Origin of the sequence: Klebsiella sp. 141240 (genome assembly GCF_050600805.1) — a bacterium.
GTDB lineage: Bacteria > Pseudomonadota > Gammaproteobacteria > Enterobacterales > Enterobacteriaceae > Klebsiella > Klebsiella aerogenes.
Map to the genome: position 1 here is coordinate 1 of NZ_JAQIRK010000012.1, position 14277 is coordinate 14277.

The 14277-nt window shown below is 55.9% G+C and carries 13 protein-coding genes; 4 read left to right on the forward strand and 9 right to left on the reverse strand.

What is annotated here, in order from left to right; all coding sequences use genetic code 11:
- Nucleotides 1–521 (reverse strand): hypothetical protein (locus PGQ95_RS19020; protein ID WP_430919034.1); only part of this gene is annotated, 521 nt, incomplete at its 3' end.
- 71 nt (nt 522–592) lie between these two features.
- On the opposite strand from PGQ95_RS19020, the gene PGQ95_RS19025 reads away from it, so the two are divergent.
- Complete coding sequence (locus PGQ95_RS19025; RefSeq protein ID WP_113374507.1) at nt 593–1891, forward strand: MFS transporter; 1299 nt, start codon at nt 593–595, stop codon at nt 1889–1891.
- A gap of 2 nt (nt 1892–1893) precedes the next feature.
- Here the strand turns inward: PGQ95_RS19025 and PGQ95_RS19030 are convergent, their stop codons facing one another.
- The 5 genes from PGQ95_RS19030 to trxC all read right to left on the reverse strand — a co-directional run bounded on the left by PGQ95_RS19030 (nt 1894) and on the right by trxC (nt 7615).
- Complete coding sequence (locus tag PGQ95_RS19030; RefSeq protein WP_087858385.1) at nt 1894–2217, reverse strand: YfiM family lipoprotein; 324 nt, start codon at nt 2215–2217, stop codon at nt 1894–1896.
- Nucleotides 2218–2258: 41 nt separating this feature from the next.
- Nucleotides 2259–3614, reverse strand: coding sequence for a CDP-diacylglycerol--serine O-phosphatidyltransferase (pssA, locus tag PGQ95_RS19035; protein ID WP_430919093.1), 1356 nt, complete (start codon nt 3612–3614; stop codon nt 2259–2261).
- A 96-nt stretch (nt 3615–3710) separates the two neighbouring features.
- Nucleotides 3711–6386, reverse strand: a complete 2676-nt coding sequence (locus PGQ95_RS19040; RefSeq protein ID WP_087858387.1) for a bifunctional acetate--CoA ligase family protein/GNAT family N-acetyltransferase — start codon at nt 6384–6386, stop codon at nt 3711–3713.
- 35 nt (nt 6387–6421) lie between these two features.
- On the reverse strand, nt 6422–7120 hold the full coding sequence (locus tag PGQ95_RS19045; protein WP_430919037.1) for a tRNA-uridine aminocarboxypropyltransferase: 699 nt from the start codon (nt 7118–7120) through the stop codon (nt 6422–6424).
- A gap of 69 nt (nt 7121–7189) precedes the next feature.
- Nucleotides 7190–7615, reverse strand: a complete 426-nt coding sequence (trxC, locus tag PGQ95_RS19050) for a thioredoxin TrxC (RefSeq protein WP_015370277.1) — start codon at nt 7613–7615, stop codon at nt 7190–7192.
- 204 nt (nt 7616–7819) lie between these two features.
- Here trxC and PGQ95_RS19055 point away from each other — a divergent pair, with 204 nt between their 5' ends.
- Nucleotides 7820–8890 carry a tRNA/rRNA methyltransferase gene (locus tag PGQ95_RS19055; protein WP_015703188.1) on the forward strand — a complete coding sequence of 357 codons (1071 nt, stop codon included), beginning with the start codon at nt 7820–7822 and terminating at the stop codon, nt 8888–8890.
- A gap of 55 nt (nt 8891–8945) precedes the next feature.
- Here the strand turns inward: PGQ95_RS19055 and ung are convergent, their stop codons facing one another.
- Complete coding sequence (ung, locus tag PGQ95_RS19060; protein WP_020078167.1) at nt 8946–9635, reverse strand: uracil-DNA glycosylase; 690 nt, start codon at nt 9633–9635, stop codon at nt 8946–8948.
- 312 nt (nt 9636–9947) lie between these two features.
- Between ung and grcA the strand changes: the two genes are divergently transcribed.
- Nucleotides 9948–10331 carry an autonomous glycyl radical cofactor GrcA gene (grcA, locus tag PGQ95_RS19065; protein ID WP_002914084.1) on the forward strand — a complete coding sequence of 128 codons (384 nt, stop codon included), beginning with the start codon at nt 9948–9950 and terminating at the stop codon, nt 10329–10331.
- A 45-nt stretch (nt 10332–10376) separates the two neighbouring features.
- Here the strand turns inward: grcA and srmB are convergent, their stop codons facing one another.
- Nucleotides 10377–11708 (reverse strand): ATP-dependent RNA helicase SrmB, encoded by a 1332-nt coding sequence (gene srmB / locus PGQ95_RS19070; RefSeq protein WP_087858389.1) that lies wholly within the window; start codon nt 11706–11708, stop codon nt 10377–10379.
- A 130-nt stretch (nt 11709–11838) separates the two neighbouring features.
- On the opposite strand from srmB, the gene trmN reads away from it, so the two are divergent.
- Nucleotides 11839–12576, forward strand: a complete 738-nt coding sequence (gene trmN / locus PGQ95_RS19075) for a tRNA(1)(Val) (adenine(37)-N(6))-methyltransferase TrmN (protein ID WP_087858390.1) — start codon at nt 11839–11841, stop codon at nt 12574–12576.
- On the opposite strand, the gene nadB is transcribed toward trmN, so the two are convergent.
- A complete protein-coding gene (gene nadB, locus PGQ95_RS19080) occupies nt 12561–14180 on the reverse strand; it encodes an L-aspartate oxidase (RefSeq protein ID WP_015703185.1) in 1620 nt (539 codons plus the stop codon). The two genes, trmN and nadB, sit on opposite strands and share 16 nt — an antisense overlap.
- Nucleotides 14181–14277 lie beyond the last annotated feature (97 nt).

The window sequence follows — 14277 nt, forward strand, 5'->3', positions numbered from 1 at the left end:
TCTCCCCATGTGAGAGTAGGGAACTGCCAGGCATCAAATAAAACAAAAGGCTCAGTCGGAAGACTGGGCCTTTTGTTTTTGTGTTTTGCGGCCAGGTACGCCGCCATCTCCCCGGTGGCGCTGCGCTTACCGGGGCTACAGACCGCGTAGCAACCCGTAGCCCGGGAAAGGCGCCTCGCGCCGCCCCCGGGGAAAGCGATCATATCAATATAAATGAAAGGCTCAGTCGGAAGACCGGGCCTTTTGTTTTTGTGTTTTGCGGCCAGACGCGCCGCCATCTCCCCGGTGGCGCTGCGCTTACCGGGGCTACCGATCCGCACCTCCTGCGGGGAAGATCGCGCCATATCCACACGCTCACCTTCATTCAAAGCCATATAAAACCCCGTTGTTATACCCACTTCGCCATAATTCACTTTTTCACTGCTCATGTACTGACGTAAATCGCGAAAACCAGTGTTACGAAAAAAAATGTGAATACAATCACATATAAATAAATAACAATTATATAACATTTGGTTCACTAATTAATTTGTCCAAGTGACGTGTCACGCCCGATGAGACAGATTACGGTCTTTGCTGGAGCAAAATTATAATGACAGAAAGTAGCATTAACGAGCAGGGGGCCCTGGAGCAGGGCGATACCCGGCGCCGTGTGTGGGCAATTGTGGGTGCATCTTCAGGGAACCTGGTGGAATGGTTTGATTTTTATGTCTACTCATTTTGCTCACTCTATTTTGCGCACATCTTCTTCCCTTCAGGAAATACCACCACTCAATTGTTACAAACAGCCGGAGTTTTTGCCGCTGGCTTCCTGATGCGCCCCATCGGCGGCTGGCTATTTGGCCGCATTGCTGACCGGCGCGGACGTAAAGCCTCAATGCTTATTTCGGTATGCATGATGTGCTTCGGCTCGCTGGTGATTGCTTGTCTACCGGGATACGCCACTATCGGTACCTGGGCACCGGCGCTGCTGTTGCTGGCACGTCTGTTCCAGGGCCTGTCCGTTGGCGGGGAATATGGCACCAGTGCGACCTACATGAGTGAAGTGGCAGTAGAAGGAAAGAAAGGATTCTACGCCTCTTTCCAGTACGTTACGTTAATTGGCGGTCAACTGCTGGCGGTACTGGTCGTTGTCGCGCTACAGCAAATCCTCAGTGATGAAGACTTGCATGCCTGGGGATGGCGTATTCCCTTTGCGCTGGGCGCCGTACTGGCCATCGTCGCGCTGTGGCTGCGCCGTCAGTTGGATGAAACCTCGAAGCAGGAAACTCGTGCGCTGAAAGAGGCCGGTTCCTTTAAAGGTTTGTGGCGTAATCGCCGCGCTTTTGTCATGGTGCTGGGCTTTACCGCCGCTGGCTCGCTGACTTTTTACACCTTCACCACCTACATGCAAAAATATCTGGTGAATACCGCAGGCATGTCGGCCAGCACCGCCAGCATGATTATGACGGCGGCGCTTTTCGTGTATATGCTGGTACAACCGCTGTTTGGCGCCTTCTCGGATAAGGTGGGGCGCCGCACTTCAATGCTATGCTTCGGCGTGCTGGCGACGCTGTTTACCGTGCCAATCTTGAGTGCGCTGCAGAATGTTAGCTCGCCGTATGCCGCATTTGCGCTGGTGATTTGCGCGTTGTTGATCGTCAGCTTCTACACTTCCATCAGCGGTATCCTGAAGGCGGAAATGTTTCCAGCACAGGTTCGCGCGCTGGGCGTGGGCCTGTCCTATGCGGTAGCAAACGCGCTGTTCGGCGGTTCGGCTGAATATGTCGCGCTGTCGCTTAAATCTGCGGGAATGGAAAATGCCTTCTACTGGTACGTGACGGTAATGGCGGCGATTGCCTTCCTGGTCTCCCTGATGCTACATGGCAAAGGGAAGGGCCTGCGTTTGTAACCTTATTGATGCGCCAGTTGCCACACCGCATAGCCGGTGGTGGCGCCGGCGACATCCCAGGCGAAATCCTTCCAGCTCCAGCCGCTCCCAGCCGGGCGGCTGTCCCATAACTCTTTTGATGCCCCCAGACTAACGGAAAACATCAGGCCGATGGCGGCGCTGCGATCGCGGCTGTATCCCTGATGCTGCGCATATTCATTGCCGGCCGCGGAGAGCATTGCCGACGCGAGAAAGTGTTGGGCCTTGTCCTGACCACGCCAGGAATCATTGGCCATATGGCTGCAACCACTGAGCAGAAGAGGGATAATAATCACGAAGTAGCGCATAGTGCTTCCTGAAAAAAGCCCCGTATTACGGGGCGTTGATCTTAGAGAATGCGGCTGATAAGACGGTCGATGCGGATGCGTCGCAGACGGCGGATGAGCTTTTTCACCTTCACCGGATAGTCGGCAATGCTTTGTAGATCGCGATAATGCTTCACTACCGTCGTATGCGTACGGATGAGCTGAAGCTCCTTTTCCCGCATTTCGCGCAGTTGATGCTTAGGATCGTGGATAAGCACGGCATTTTCCAAATCCAGCCGCCAGGCGCGCGGATTGAGGTTGTTGCCGGTCAACAGCATCCAGTCGTTATCAACCCACATACCTTTCAGGTGGTAGCTGTTATCGTCATCTTTCCATAAACGCACGATGAGCTGATCGGTATTCACATAATATTGCAGTCGGCTCAGGAAGCGACGCAGGTTAATTTCGTACAAATAAGGCAATGCGCCGATGATTTTAAACGGCTGATCTTCCGGGATATAGAAGTCGTTCGCGGTCTTATCGCCGACGATGATTTCCACTTTTTTGCCGCTGCGTAGCAGAGAAATAATGTTTCTGACCAGTACGGCGGGCAGGTTGAAATACGGGGTGCAGATGGTCAGCTTATGTTCCGCACACGGCATCAGGTGGAAGATAGTCTTGTTGAGCAGGCTCGATTTACCGAGCCCGACCAGCGGTGTGACTGACAGTTGATCTTCATCGGCATTGCCGGTGAAGTGATAGCCGCTTTCGCGCAGATCCTGGCGATACAGGCGGATATCATTTTTGATTTCCGGGCTTTTCGGCCGATCCGGGCGATCCAGTCGATTTACGCCGCGACCCTGTACCAGGTTGTGCTCGACCCAGTCGAACATTACGTCGGCCATCTTGCCGTTGCGGATACACTGATAGCGATCGTAGCGATATTTATCATGCTGATGCAGGTACACATCATTCAGGCTGGCGCCGCTATAGATGACGCTATCGTCGATGATGAAGCCTTTAAAATGGAGCACGCCGAGCGCTTCCCGGGTATTGACCGGGACGCCATAGACCGGGATTTCAATCCCAGGGTTTTCCTGGGCCATACGACAGTACCAGTCGGCATTGGTATTGGAGGCTGCTGCGCCGATGCGGCCGCGCTGGGCGCGATGCCAGTCAACTAGCACGCGTACATCCAGTTCCGGACGTTGACGTTTAGCGTCATACAGGGCTTGCAGTATTCCTTTTCCGCCATCATCTTGCTCGAGGTAGAGCGCAATAATGCAAATACGCTGGGTGGCGTGGGCTATCTTTGCCAGTAGCGCCTGGCGGAAATCAGCCGGCGCGTAAAAGAACTCGATATCATCAACTGACTGAGAGAGCTTAGGGAGTTGGGCAAGGTGTTGTTGATGTTTATTACGCTTAAATTTTGACAACATCACAGTGCGTTTCTTCTCTGTTTATTGAAGGGTCTTCTGTACCATGCAGACGACGTAAGCGGGCAATAATACCATCACTACCCGCGAATGTGGTCATTAATTGCTGTCGCTTGTCACCGAATGTAACGTATTTAGTGCAAGAGACAGGCTTACAATTCCGTCTTCTAACTGGATATCCACTGCAAAGCCAAGTTTCCTGGCGAGGCCAATCATGCCGCGGTTATTTGGCATGGTGATGCCATTTAAGCGCTGTAATCCGTGTCCTTGCGTGTAGGCGATCAGCTTTTCAAGGAGCTGTCGGCCAAGGCCTAAACCTTTCAGATCCGAGCGTACCAGTACGGCAAACTCGGCATCAATATTATCAGGGTCGGAAATCGCTCTGGTCACGCCGAGGATCTCGCTTCCTTGCTCCGTGGCGCGTACCGCAACAAAGGCCATTTCACGATCGTAGTCGATCTGCGTCATATTGGCTAAGTCGTCATGGGTGAATTCGTTGATCTCGCTGAAGTAGCGGTAATAGAGATCTTCTTTGGTGACCTGCTCAATAAAGGCTAATAACAGAGGTTCATCCTCAGGCAGGATCGGCCGGAACAGGCAGCGCTCGCCGTTTTTCATTACCACCCATTCCTCAAGTTGCTGCGGATAGGGTCTGACTGCCAGCCGGCTTTCGCTGTCGCCGCTAAATGGCGCCAGGCTGAGAGTAACGTCGAGGGCGGTAAATTCGTTGCCGGAAGCAAGCAAGGGGTGAATATCCAGCCGCTGGATCTCGGGGCAATCGACGATCAGGTTAGAGACCTGTACCAGCAACTGGCTGAGACCGGGAATATCAAGCGGGCGTAGCGCGCTGCGTCCGCGGATCTTTTTGCTCTTGATGGCCTGGATCACCAGATAACGCGCCAGGTTCATATTCAGCGGCGGCAGGGCGACCGCGGCTTGATTTTCCGCTCGCCATTCGACGCCGCCCTCGCCAAGCATAATCAGCGGGCCGAAAAGCGGGTCATGCTCGACGACGACCCGAAGTTCCTGTGCCCCGGCGCGGTTGGCCATGCTCTGTACCAACAGGCCATGAATGCGCGCCTGCGGCCAGGCCATTTTTACCCGGTCAATAATCGCGTCCGCCGCCTGCTGGACTTCAGCAGCAGTACGCAAATAGAGCATAACGCCCTGAACTTCAGATTTATGCGGAATATCCGGCGAACGTAACTTCAAGGCCACCGGGTAGCCAATCTGCTCGGCGATATGTACCGCTTCGGCGCTGTCGGCGGCAATCCAGGTGGGAAGAGTATGGATGCCGTAGGCGCGCAGCACCGGGCTGACCTCATGGGTGTCCAGTGAGGTCGCGCCTTCGCTCAGCGCGCGCTGCAACAGCGTGTGAGCCTCGGCGGTATTGGCGGTCAACGTATCGGACAATACCGGCGTTTCACGGAGCTGTTTCTGGTTGCGACGGTATTCCACCATATGCATAAAGGCGGTAATGGTACCCTCGGGTGTGCGATAGGTTGGAATACCTGCCTCGCTAAATAGCCGTCGCGCCTCCTGGGAGGAGAACTCCCCGCACCAGTTCGTCAGCACCGTGACATATTTTCCGCGCGGATGACGCTTAAGGGCATCAATCAACGCCAGCGCGCTTTCGGTACCCGGCGCCGCGGCGCTGGGGGAGTGAATCACCAGCAGCGCATCATAATCCTGGCTGTCCAGCAATACATTCAGCGCTTTGAGATAGTGCTCGCTACTGGCGTCATCGCGCAGATCCAGAGGATTAGCCACTTCGACGCCTGTCGGTAACGCCTGCCTGAGCTGGTCACAGGTGGCTTCACTGAGATTGGCGAGCTTGCCGTTACGCAGCCACAGTTCGTCCAACGCCAGCGCTGCCGGCGCGGCGCCATTACTGATGATCATCAGCTTTTCGCCGCGCAATGGGCGCATATGGCTCAGGGTTTCAACGGCGGAAAAGAGTTCATGGGTGTCCTGCACGCGCAGCAGCCCCGCCCGCTGAATAGCGGCGTCCCAGGCGGGATCCATCCCTGAGTTGACATGCAGTAATTTCTGCGCCGCCGGGCTGCGGCCGCTTTTAATGACCAGAATGGGTTTATTACGCGAGGCGCTACGGGCAGCGGAGACAAAACGCCGGGCATCGCTGAGATGCTCCAGATAGAGCAGGATAGCGCTGGTCTTGCTATCGCGGGCGAGAAAATCGAGCAGGTCGTCGACGTCGATATCAAGGCTATCGCCCAGCGCAATAAAGTACGAAAAACCCATTTCACGCTGCTGCGCCCAGTCCAGAATGGTGTTAGAGACGGCGGCGGATTGCGAGATAAACGCCAGCTTGCCGCGCTGGATAGGGACCGGCGAAAAGCTGGCGTTCAGCCCCTGCCACGGTGCCAGTAGCCCCAGGCTGTTGGGGCCGAGCAGACGCATTTGATAACGGGCGGCGCATTCGAGCAGCGCCGGGTACTGATCCGGCTGTGAAGAGAGGATAATGCAGGTTTTACACCCTTTCCGCCCTAAGGCCTCGAGCAACTCGAGGTTGCGCCGGGCGTTAGTACAGAGCACCGCCAGGTCCGGGGTAAACGGCAGGCTGTCGATAGTCGGCCACGCCAGTACGCCAAGCACCGCCTTCCAGGCGGGCGTCACCGGCAGGACCGGGCCATTAAAACCGCCGGCCAACAGATTGCGCATCATTAAATAGCCAGCGCGCTGCGGTTTCATCGATGCGCCAATGACGGCGATCGATTTTGGCCGCAGCAGTGCTTCCAGGCCTCGTTGGCTCATACCGGTCTCCTTTGATCCCCAGTGACCGAATGATTTTAAACGCTTTCAGCCTGTTGTGCTGTGATACTGCCCTTATGCTGCGTTTTTCCCGCCAGATAGCGGCTTCTGAACAGGCTAAAGTGATCGCCAAGCGCGGCAGCCGCCTGTGCGTCGCCGGCTAAGTCCAGCAGGGCGATGGCGACTTCCGCCGTACAGTACTGGCCGTCGGCATGGGCCTCGCGCAGGTGATAGGCGGAGATGCGCGACAGGTCGACAGAGATCACCGGCAGCGCATCGAGATACGGGCTTTTGCGAAACATTTTCCGCGCTTCCGTCCAGGTGCCGTCGAGCATAATAAACAGCGGCGGCTTACCCTCCGGCGGGACGCTCAGTACCTGACGATCCGCTCCGGCATAGGAGGCCGGAAAGACGACCATGGGCTGATAATCAGGGTTGGCGACCAGATCGAGCAGCGCCCGCGGCGGCTCGGTACGCGACCACTGAAACGCTTCGGTGTTGGGCAGAATATCGGCGATAAGGCGTCCGGTATTGCTGGGCTTCATTGGCTCGGTGTCGAACATCACCAGGCAAAAATGGCTGTCGGCAGGTGCCGGCGCCAGCGTTGCGCACAGACACTGTTTTAGGGGGAGCAGGCAGCGCTGACAGCGGCGGATGCGGTTGCCGCGAGCAAGAAAAGGCCGGGTTGCGCGCGCGAGGAGTTCGGCGCGTAGCCGAAGGACAGCGTTATCAATCATGGGAGTCGCTAATGAAAAACGCTATTGTCGCAGAGGAGAAAACGGGGCACAAGCGGTGCCCCGGTGGGTTTACTGCTGGTTGGCTTCGTTCAGCCAGCTATCGAACGGCGCTTTGGGGACGGCGCCATTCAGCATGTCGACCATTTCACCATTTTTGAACATCATAATGGTTGGGATGCTACGGATGCGGAAGCGAGCGCTCAGTTCGCGTTCGGCTTCGGTGTTCACTTTCACAAAACGCATTTCGCCGCTGCGCTCTTCAGCCACATCTTCAAAGATCGGCGCGAAGCTACGGCATGGGCCGCACCACGGGGCCCAGAAATCAATAACGACTGGCAGATCGTCTTTTAATAGTTTATCCAGCGTTGCCCCGGTCGCGTTGATGACATCGCCGTCAAAAAGATCGTGGCCGCAGCGTCCGCACTTGGCGCCATCAGCGCTACGGTCTTCGGGGATGCGGTTAAGAGCCTGACAACTGGCACAAACGGTATTCATAACTAACCTCTGGTTATGGGGTTGCAGCGCGGCACGTGGCCGATTTGTTTCTGTAATGTTACATATTATCGATGAGGCGCGAATAAAGGACAATGTCTTTTGTTCGATGGTTACAATAGACCAAGGCTTTTAAATGAAATAATGGCTAAGTGAAGATACATCGGGTAATCTTCGCGCTTCGCGCAGCGCAGGTGGAGAAAATAGATGAGCGACGAACTGAAAAATAAAAGCGGCAAGGTCAAAGTGATGTATGTCCGCAGTGATGATGATTCTGACAAACGTACCCATAACCCGCGTACCGGGAAAGGGGGAGGTCGTCCAGGAAAGTCACGTGTTGACGGCCGCAGCCGCCCTGCGCGCGATGAACGTAACAGCCGCGGCGACGATCGCAAACGCGACGATCGCAAGCGCAATGATTTTAACCGTGATGATGCATCCCCGTGGCGTACCGTTTCCCGCGCCCCTGGCGATGAGACGCCGGTAAAAGAAGATCACGGCGGCATCAGCGGTAAGAGCTTTATCGATCCGGAAGTACTGCGTCGTCAACGTGCCGAAGAGACTCGCGTCTACGGCGAGAACGCCTGTCAGGCGCTGTTCCAGAGCCGTCCGGAAGCCATCGTACGTGCCTGGTTTATCCAGAGCGTCACTCCGCGCTTTAAAGAGGCGCTGCGCTGGATGGCGGCCAACCGTAAGGCCTACCACGTTGTGGACGAAGCCGAGCTGGCGAAGGCGTCTGGTACCGAACACCACGGCGGCGTCTGCTTCCTGATCAAAAAACGTCATGGTACTTCCGTGGCCCAGTGGGTGGCGAAAGCAGAAGCCGAAGATTGCGTACTGGCGCTGGAAGATGTCGGCAACCCACACAACCTCGGCGCGATTATGCGTAGCTGCGCGCACTTTGGCGTGAAAGGCGTAGTAGTGCAGGATGCCGGCGTGCTGGAGTCTGGCGCGGCGATCCGTACTGCAGAAGGCGGCGCGGAACATGTTGAGCCGATCACCGGCGACAGCTTTATCGATACCCTGACGCAGTTCCGTCAGGCTGGCTACGCTATCGTCTCTACGTCCAGCCATAACGGTACGCCGCTGTTTAAGGCCGAGCTGCCGAAAAAAATGGTGCTGGTATTAGGCCAGGAGCGCGACGGTCTGTCCGATGCGGCGATCTCCAGCTCTGACCTCAACGTCGCCATCGACGGCACCGGTAACGTCGAAAGCCTTAACGTCTCCGTGGCGACCGGCGTGCTGCTGGCGGAATGGTGGCGTCAGAATAAGGCCTGATATCGGTCTCTGAATGCAAAAAGCCAGCTGATGCTGGCTTTTTTATTGTCGTCGCTCACTCGCTTTCAGCGGGCAGCACCGGCATCCAGTCAATGGGCGCCTCACCGCGTTCGGCCAGCCACTGGTTGGTTTGCACAAAGTGGTTGCAGCCGAAGAAACCGCGGTGCGCCGACAGCGGCGATGGGTGCGGCGCTTTCAGAACGCAATGGCGCTGGCGATCGATAATGGCGCCTTTTTTCTGCGCGTGTGCGCCCCACAATAAAAATACCACTCCTTCACAATGCTGGTTAATTAGCGCTATCACTTTATCGGTAAAGGTTTCCCAGCCGAGACTGGCGTGTGAATGCGCCTGGCCGGCGCGCACCGTTAACACGGTATTAAGCAGAAGCACGCCCTGGCGTGCCCAGCTTTCGAGATAACCATGCGCCGGGCGCTGAAAGCCGGGGATGGTGCCTTCCAGCTCTTTATACATGTTCAGCAGCGACGGCGGTATCTGCACTCCCGGTAAAACAGAAAAGGCCAGACCGTGCGCCTGTCCCGGGCCGTGATAGGGATCCTGACCTAAGATGACCACTTTGACCTCGCCCAGTTCGGTATAGCGAAAGGCGTTAAAGACATCTTTCTGCGGCGGATAGATAGTCATGCCGGACTGGCGCTCTTCGGCGACGGTCTTGAGGGTGTTGAGAAAATAGGGCTGCTGCTTCTCTTCCGCCAGCACGTCGTGCCAGGTTAATGGGGTGGTCATCTTGCTCTCCTGCAAAGTGTCATGCCCATAGCTTAACTGCTTCTTTCTGCATAACAAAATCGCGACGTTATTCCTGACTGATTGCGCATAAAAAAAATTGAAAATTTACAATATTTTTTATGGCATCTACTGGCGTAACTTGATGTAAAACAATACTATCCCTATATACCCACTTTGAGTGAGTGGTTTTTGTTGATTTAAATCAATGAATGCCGGGTGGGCGGCTGATATATATACACTCATACAACAATGGTTTTACCAATTGGCCGCTAAGAGGCCAAAATCGAATAAACACTGCCTGGGAGGCATCAAATGATTACTGGTATCCAAATTACTAAAGCGGCAAACGACGACCTGCTGAACTCTTTCTGGCTGCTGGATAGCGAAAAAGGCGAAGCGCGCTGCCTGTGTGCCAAGGGTGGTTTTGCGGAAGATGACGTGGTTGCGGTGAGCAAACTGGGTGAAATCGAATACCGTGAAATCCCGGTAGACGTGAAACCGGAAGTCCGCGTGGAAGGCGGTCAGCACCTGAACGTGAACGTGCTGCGTCGCGAAACCCTGCTGGATGCCGTTGAGCACCCGGAAAAATACCCGCAGCTGACTATTCGTGTTTCCGGCTACGCGGTACGTTTTAACTCTCTGACTCCGGAACAGCAGCGCGACGTTATCGCTCGTACCTTTACCGAAAGCCTGTAAGGCTGAAGCCAGATGTGAAAACGCCGGGATATCCCGGCGTTTTTTTTACTCTTCGTTAGACGTTGACGGCGTCCCGGCAGCGCTTGGCTTACGGCGCTTACCGATGTTTTTGGTATCGCGGTGGCGTTTCTTCACCCGCGGCTTCTCTTTTTCTTTCTCTTTTTTCTCGGCGCGTTTCGCCAGCACTTTCTTTGAAGGCTTACCGGTTAACTTCTCGCTCGGCGCGCGGGTTTTCGGTCGCAATTCATCAATCACGCGCGCTTTCAGCGGTTCTTCAACGTAGCGGCCGATTTTGCCCAGCAGCAGGTGATCGTGCGCTTCAACCAGCGAAATAGCGGTGCCTTTCTTACCAGCACGGCCGGTACGGCCAATACGGTGCAGATAGATATCGGCGGTGCGCGGCATATCGAAGTTAAACACGTGGCTGACATCCGGAATATCAATACCGCGCGCGGCGACGTCGGTGGCAATCAGCACGTTCACGCGACCATCGGTCAGGCGTTTAATCGCCTCATTACGTTTGATCTGCACCATTTCGCCTTCCAGCCAGCAGGTGGTAATGCCAGCTTCGTGCAACTTAGCGGCCAGTTCGTGAACGCGCTCGCGTTTACGCACGAAGACGATAGAGCGGGTTGCTTCCGGCTGCTTCAGCAGATTAACCAGCAGCGCGGTTTTATGATCGATATCATCGGCGCGATAGTACCACTGGTGAATTTTTTTACGTTCGCGGGTCGACGGATTTGCAGAAACTTCAACCGGCTCTTCCAGCAGGCGTTCGGCAAAGTCTTTAATCGCATCGCCTTCCAGCGTGGCGGAAAACAGCATGGTCTGCTTGCGCCAGCGGGTTTCACCGGCGATGGTTTCGATATCCTGGGCAAAGCCCATGTCCAGCATGCGGTCCGCTTCATCAAGGATCAGCGTTTCTACCGCGCGGCAGTCGAAGTTCTCTTCTTTAATATACTGCAGCAGGCGACCGGTGGTGGCGACCACGATATCCTGGTTTTCGCTGAACACTTCCGCGTGGTTCATGTACGCAACGCCGCCGGTAATGGTGGCAATATCCAGATGGGTATGCTTCGCCAGTTCGCGGGCGTGATCGGCAACCTGCATCGCCAGCTCGCGGGTCGGCGTCAGGATAAGGATCCGCGGCGGCCCCGATTTCTTACGCGGGAAATCAAGCAGATGCTGCAACGCTGGCAGCAAATATGCCGCAGTTTTACCGGTGCCTGTCGGCGCAGAACCGAGAATATCACGGCCATCAAGCGCAGGCGGAATAGCGGCGGCCTGAATGGCTGTCGGGCGTGTGAAACCTTTATCCTGGAGCGCTTCCAGCAGGTTTTCGTCGAGTTCAAGTTCGGAAAAAGTCGTTACAGTCATGTTCTACCTCTGAGTGGGCCGCCGATTATAGACGTTACTGACGTAATGTTCATCTGTTTGTAAGGCTATCTGTTCTCCGGTATTGTGCATAGCCTTAAGCACAGGAGTTTTCGTCAGCAAGGTTTTGAGGATGTCTCAGTCGAAGTTTGCGCTGCCGCGCAATGGTTTTACCTTTAAACAATTTTTTGTCGCCCACGATCGCTGCGCCATGAAAGTCGGTACCGACGGTATTCTGCTGGGCGCCTGGGCGCCGATTGCTCAGGTGAAGCACGTGCTGGATATCGGAACCGGTAGCGGTTTGTTGGCATTAATGTTAGCCCAGCGTACCGCGGATTCGGTCCAATTGGATGCGGTGGAGTTGGATGAAGAGGCCGCGGCGCAGGCGCGGGATAACGTGGCGGCCAGCAGCTGGTCTGGACGCGTCGCGGTATTTCAGGCGCCGATTCAGCAGTGGCAGCCGCAGCCGCCGCGGCGCTATGAGCTTATCGTCAGCAATCCGCCGTTTTTTGCCGAAGGCGTACCTTGCGCGACGTCGCAGCGCGAACAAGCGCGTTATACCACCTCGCTCGATCATACGACGCTGCTCGCCTGCGCCGCAGATCTGATTACCGAGGAGGGCTTTTTCTGCGTAGTGCTGCCGGTGGATATTGGTAATGCGTTTGTCGATAGGGCGAAAGCGATGGGATGGCATTTGCGCTTACGCACCGACGTGGCGGAAACAGAAATGCGTCCGCCGCATCGCGTCTTGCTGGCATTCTCTCCCAGCGCCGGCGAGTGTTTCAGCGATCGGCTGGTGGTTCGTGGGCCAGAGCAGCAGTACTCTGAAGGCTTTACCGCCCTGACCCGCGATTTCTATCTCTTTATGTGAGCAAGCGGCGAGAGCACCGACGGACCGCTGTTTTCCAGCGTGTCCGGATAGTCGAGCGTATAGTGCAGGCCGCGGCTCTCCTTACGCTGCATGGCGCAACGCACGATAAGCTCGGCCACCTGCACCAGATTGCGTAGCTCCAGTAAGTTATTGGAGACGCGAAAACGCGCGTAATACTCATCCAACTCTTGCTGCAGCATAGTAATACGCCGCAGCGCTCGTTCCAGCCGGCGGGTGGTACGCACAATTCCGACATAATCCCACATTAGCAGGCGCAGTTCGTGCCAGTTATGTTGAATCACCACCAGTTCATCCGGGATCTCAACCTGGCTTTCATCCCACGGCGGCAGCTGTTCCGCCGCTTGCGCCAGCGGCAGGCGTTTGGCAATGTCCTCGGCTGCCGACCAGCCGTACACCAGACACTCCAGCAATGAGTTCGAGGCCATGCGGTTGGCGCCGTGCAGCCCGGTGTAGCTCACCTCGCCGATAGCGTACAGGCCGTCGACGTCGGTACGTCCGTTATCATCCACCATCACGCCGCCGCAGGTATAGTGGGCGGCTGGCACGATAGGCACCGGCTCTTTGGTTAAATCAATGCCGAGGCCGAGTAGCTTTTCATAAATCATCGGGAAATGTTGGCGAATAAACGCTTCGGGCTTATGGCTAATATCCAGATACATGCAGTCGACGCCGAGGCGTTTCATCTCATGGTCGATGGCGCGGGCGACGATATCGCGCGGGGCCAGTTCGCCGCGCTCGTCGAAGTCCGGCATAAAGCGGCTACCGTCAGGCCGTTTCAATAGCGCGCCTTCGCCGCGCAGGGCTTCCGTCAGGAGGAAGTTTCGCGCCTGTGGATGAAACAGCGCGGTAGGGTGGAACTGGTTAAATTCGAGATTGGCCACACGGCATCCCGCGCGCCAGGCCATGGCGATGCCGTCGCCGGAGGAGACATCAGGGTTGGTGGTGTATTGATAGACTTTAGCTGCGCCGCCGGTCGCGAGCACCACGGCTCTTGCGCTGCAGGTTTCTACCTTTTCCTTATTACGGTTCCAGATCCATGCGCCCACCACCCGCCGGGTACCCGGCAGGCCAATCTTATCGGAGATAATCAGGTCAACCGCGTTGCTACGTTCCAGAATGGTGATATTCGGATGCGCCAGCGCTTTGCCAACCAACGTCGTCTCAACCTCTTTACCGGTGGCATCGGCGGCATGCAGGATCCGCCGATGGCTATGGCCGCCTTCGCGGGTCAGATGGTAGCTCTCTTCGCCATTGGCCTGGACCTGGGTATCAAACAGTACCCCCTGATCGATAAGCCACTGTACGCAGGGTTTGGCGTTGCTTGCGACAAAGGAGACGGCATGACGGTCGCAAAGGCCGGCCCCGGCGATGAGCGTATCTTCGACGTGGGATTCGATGCTGTCGGTTTCGTCGAAAACGGCGGCAATCCCTCCTTGGGCATAGAAAGTTGAACCTTCGCTAACCGGGCCTTTGCTCAGGACGGTAACCGAGTGGCGTTCCGCCAGGCGCAGCGCCAGAGACAATCCGGCAGCGCCGCTGCCGATAATCAATACATCGCAGGAAAAGTCGGGAGTCGTCTTCATAGCTTCTGTTTAATTTACTAAACACAATGGCCTCACCATAGCACCTGGTGGGGCTAAATCGTACAATTATTTTCGTGAATAGTTGTGCGGGCTAAAC

Bases quoted from the DNA above. Each gene is read 5' to 3' on its own strand.
- grcA (WP_002914084.1), top strand. From the start codon at position 9,948: ATGATTACTGGTATCCAAATTACTAAAGCGGCAAACGACGACCTGCTG.
- PGQ95_RS19040 (WP_087858387.1), bottom strand. From the start codon at position 6,386: ATGAGCCAACGAGGCCTGGAAGCACTGCTGCGGCCAAAATCGATCGCC.
- PGQ95_RS19025 (WP_113374507.1), top strand. From the start codon at position 593: ATGACAGAAAGTAGCATTAACGAGCAGGGGGCCCTGGAGCAGGGCGAT.
- PGQ95_RS19045 (WP_430919037.1), bottom strand. From the start codon at position 7,120: ATGATTGATAACGCTGTCCTTCGGCTACGCGCCGAACTCCTCGCGCGC.
- trmN (WP_087858390.1), top strand. From the start codon at position 11,839: ATGTCTCAGTCGAAGTTTGCGCTGCCGCGCAATGGTTTTACCTTTAAA.
- pssA (WP_430919093.1), bottom strand. From the start codon at position 3,614: ATGTTGTCAAAATTTAAGCGTAATAAACATCAACAACACCTTGCCCAA.
- trxC (WP_015370277.1), bottom strand. From the start codon at position 7,615: ATGAATACCGTTTGTGCCAGTTGTCAGGCTCTTAACCGCATCCCCGAA.
- srmB (WP_087858389.1), bottom strand. From the start codon at position 11,708: ATGACTGTAACGACTTTTTCCGAACTTGAACTCGACGAAAACCTGCTG.
- PGQ95_RS19055 (WP_015703188.1), top strand. From the start codon at position 7,820: ATGAGCGACGAACTGAAAAATAAAAGCGGCAAGGTCAAAGTGATGTAT.
- ung (WP_020078167.1), bottom strand. From the start codon at position 9,635: ATGACCACCCCATTAACCTGGCACGACGTGCTGGCGGAAGAGAAGCAG.
- nadB (WP_015703185.1), bottom strand. From the start codon at position 14,180: ATGAAGACGACTCCCGACTTTTCCTGCGATGTATTGATTATCGGCAGC.
- PGQ95_RS19030 (WP_087858385.1), bottom strand. From the start codon at position 2,217: ATGCGCTACTTCGTGATTATTATCCCTCTTCTGCTCAGTGGTTGCAGC.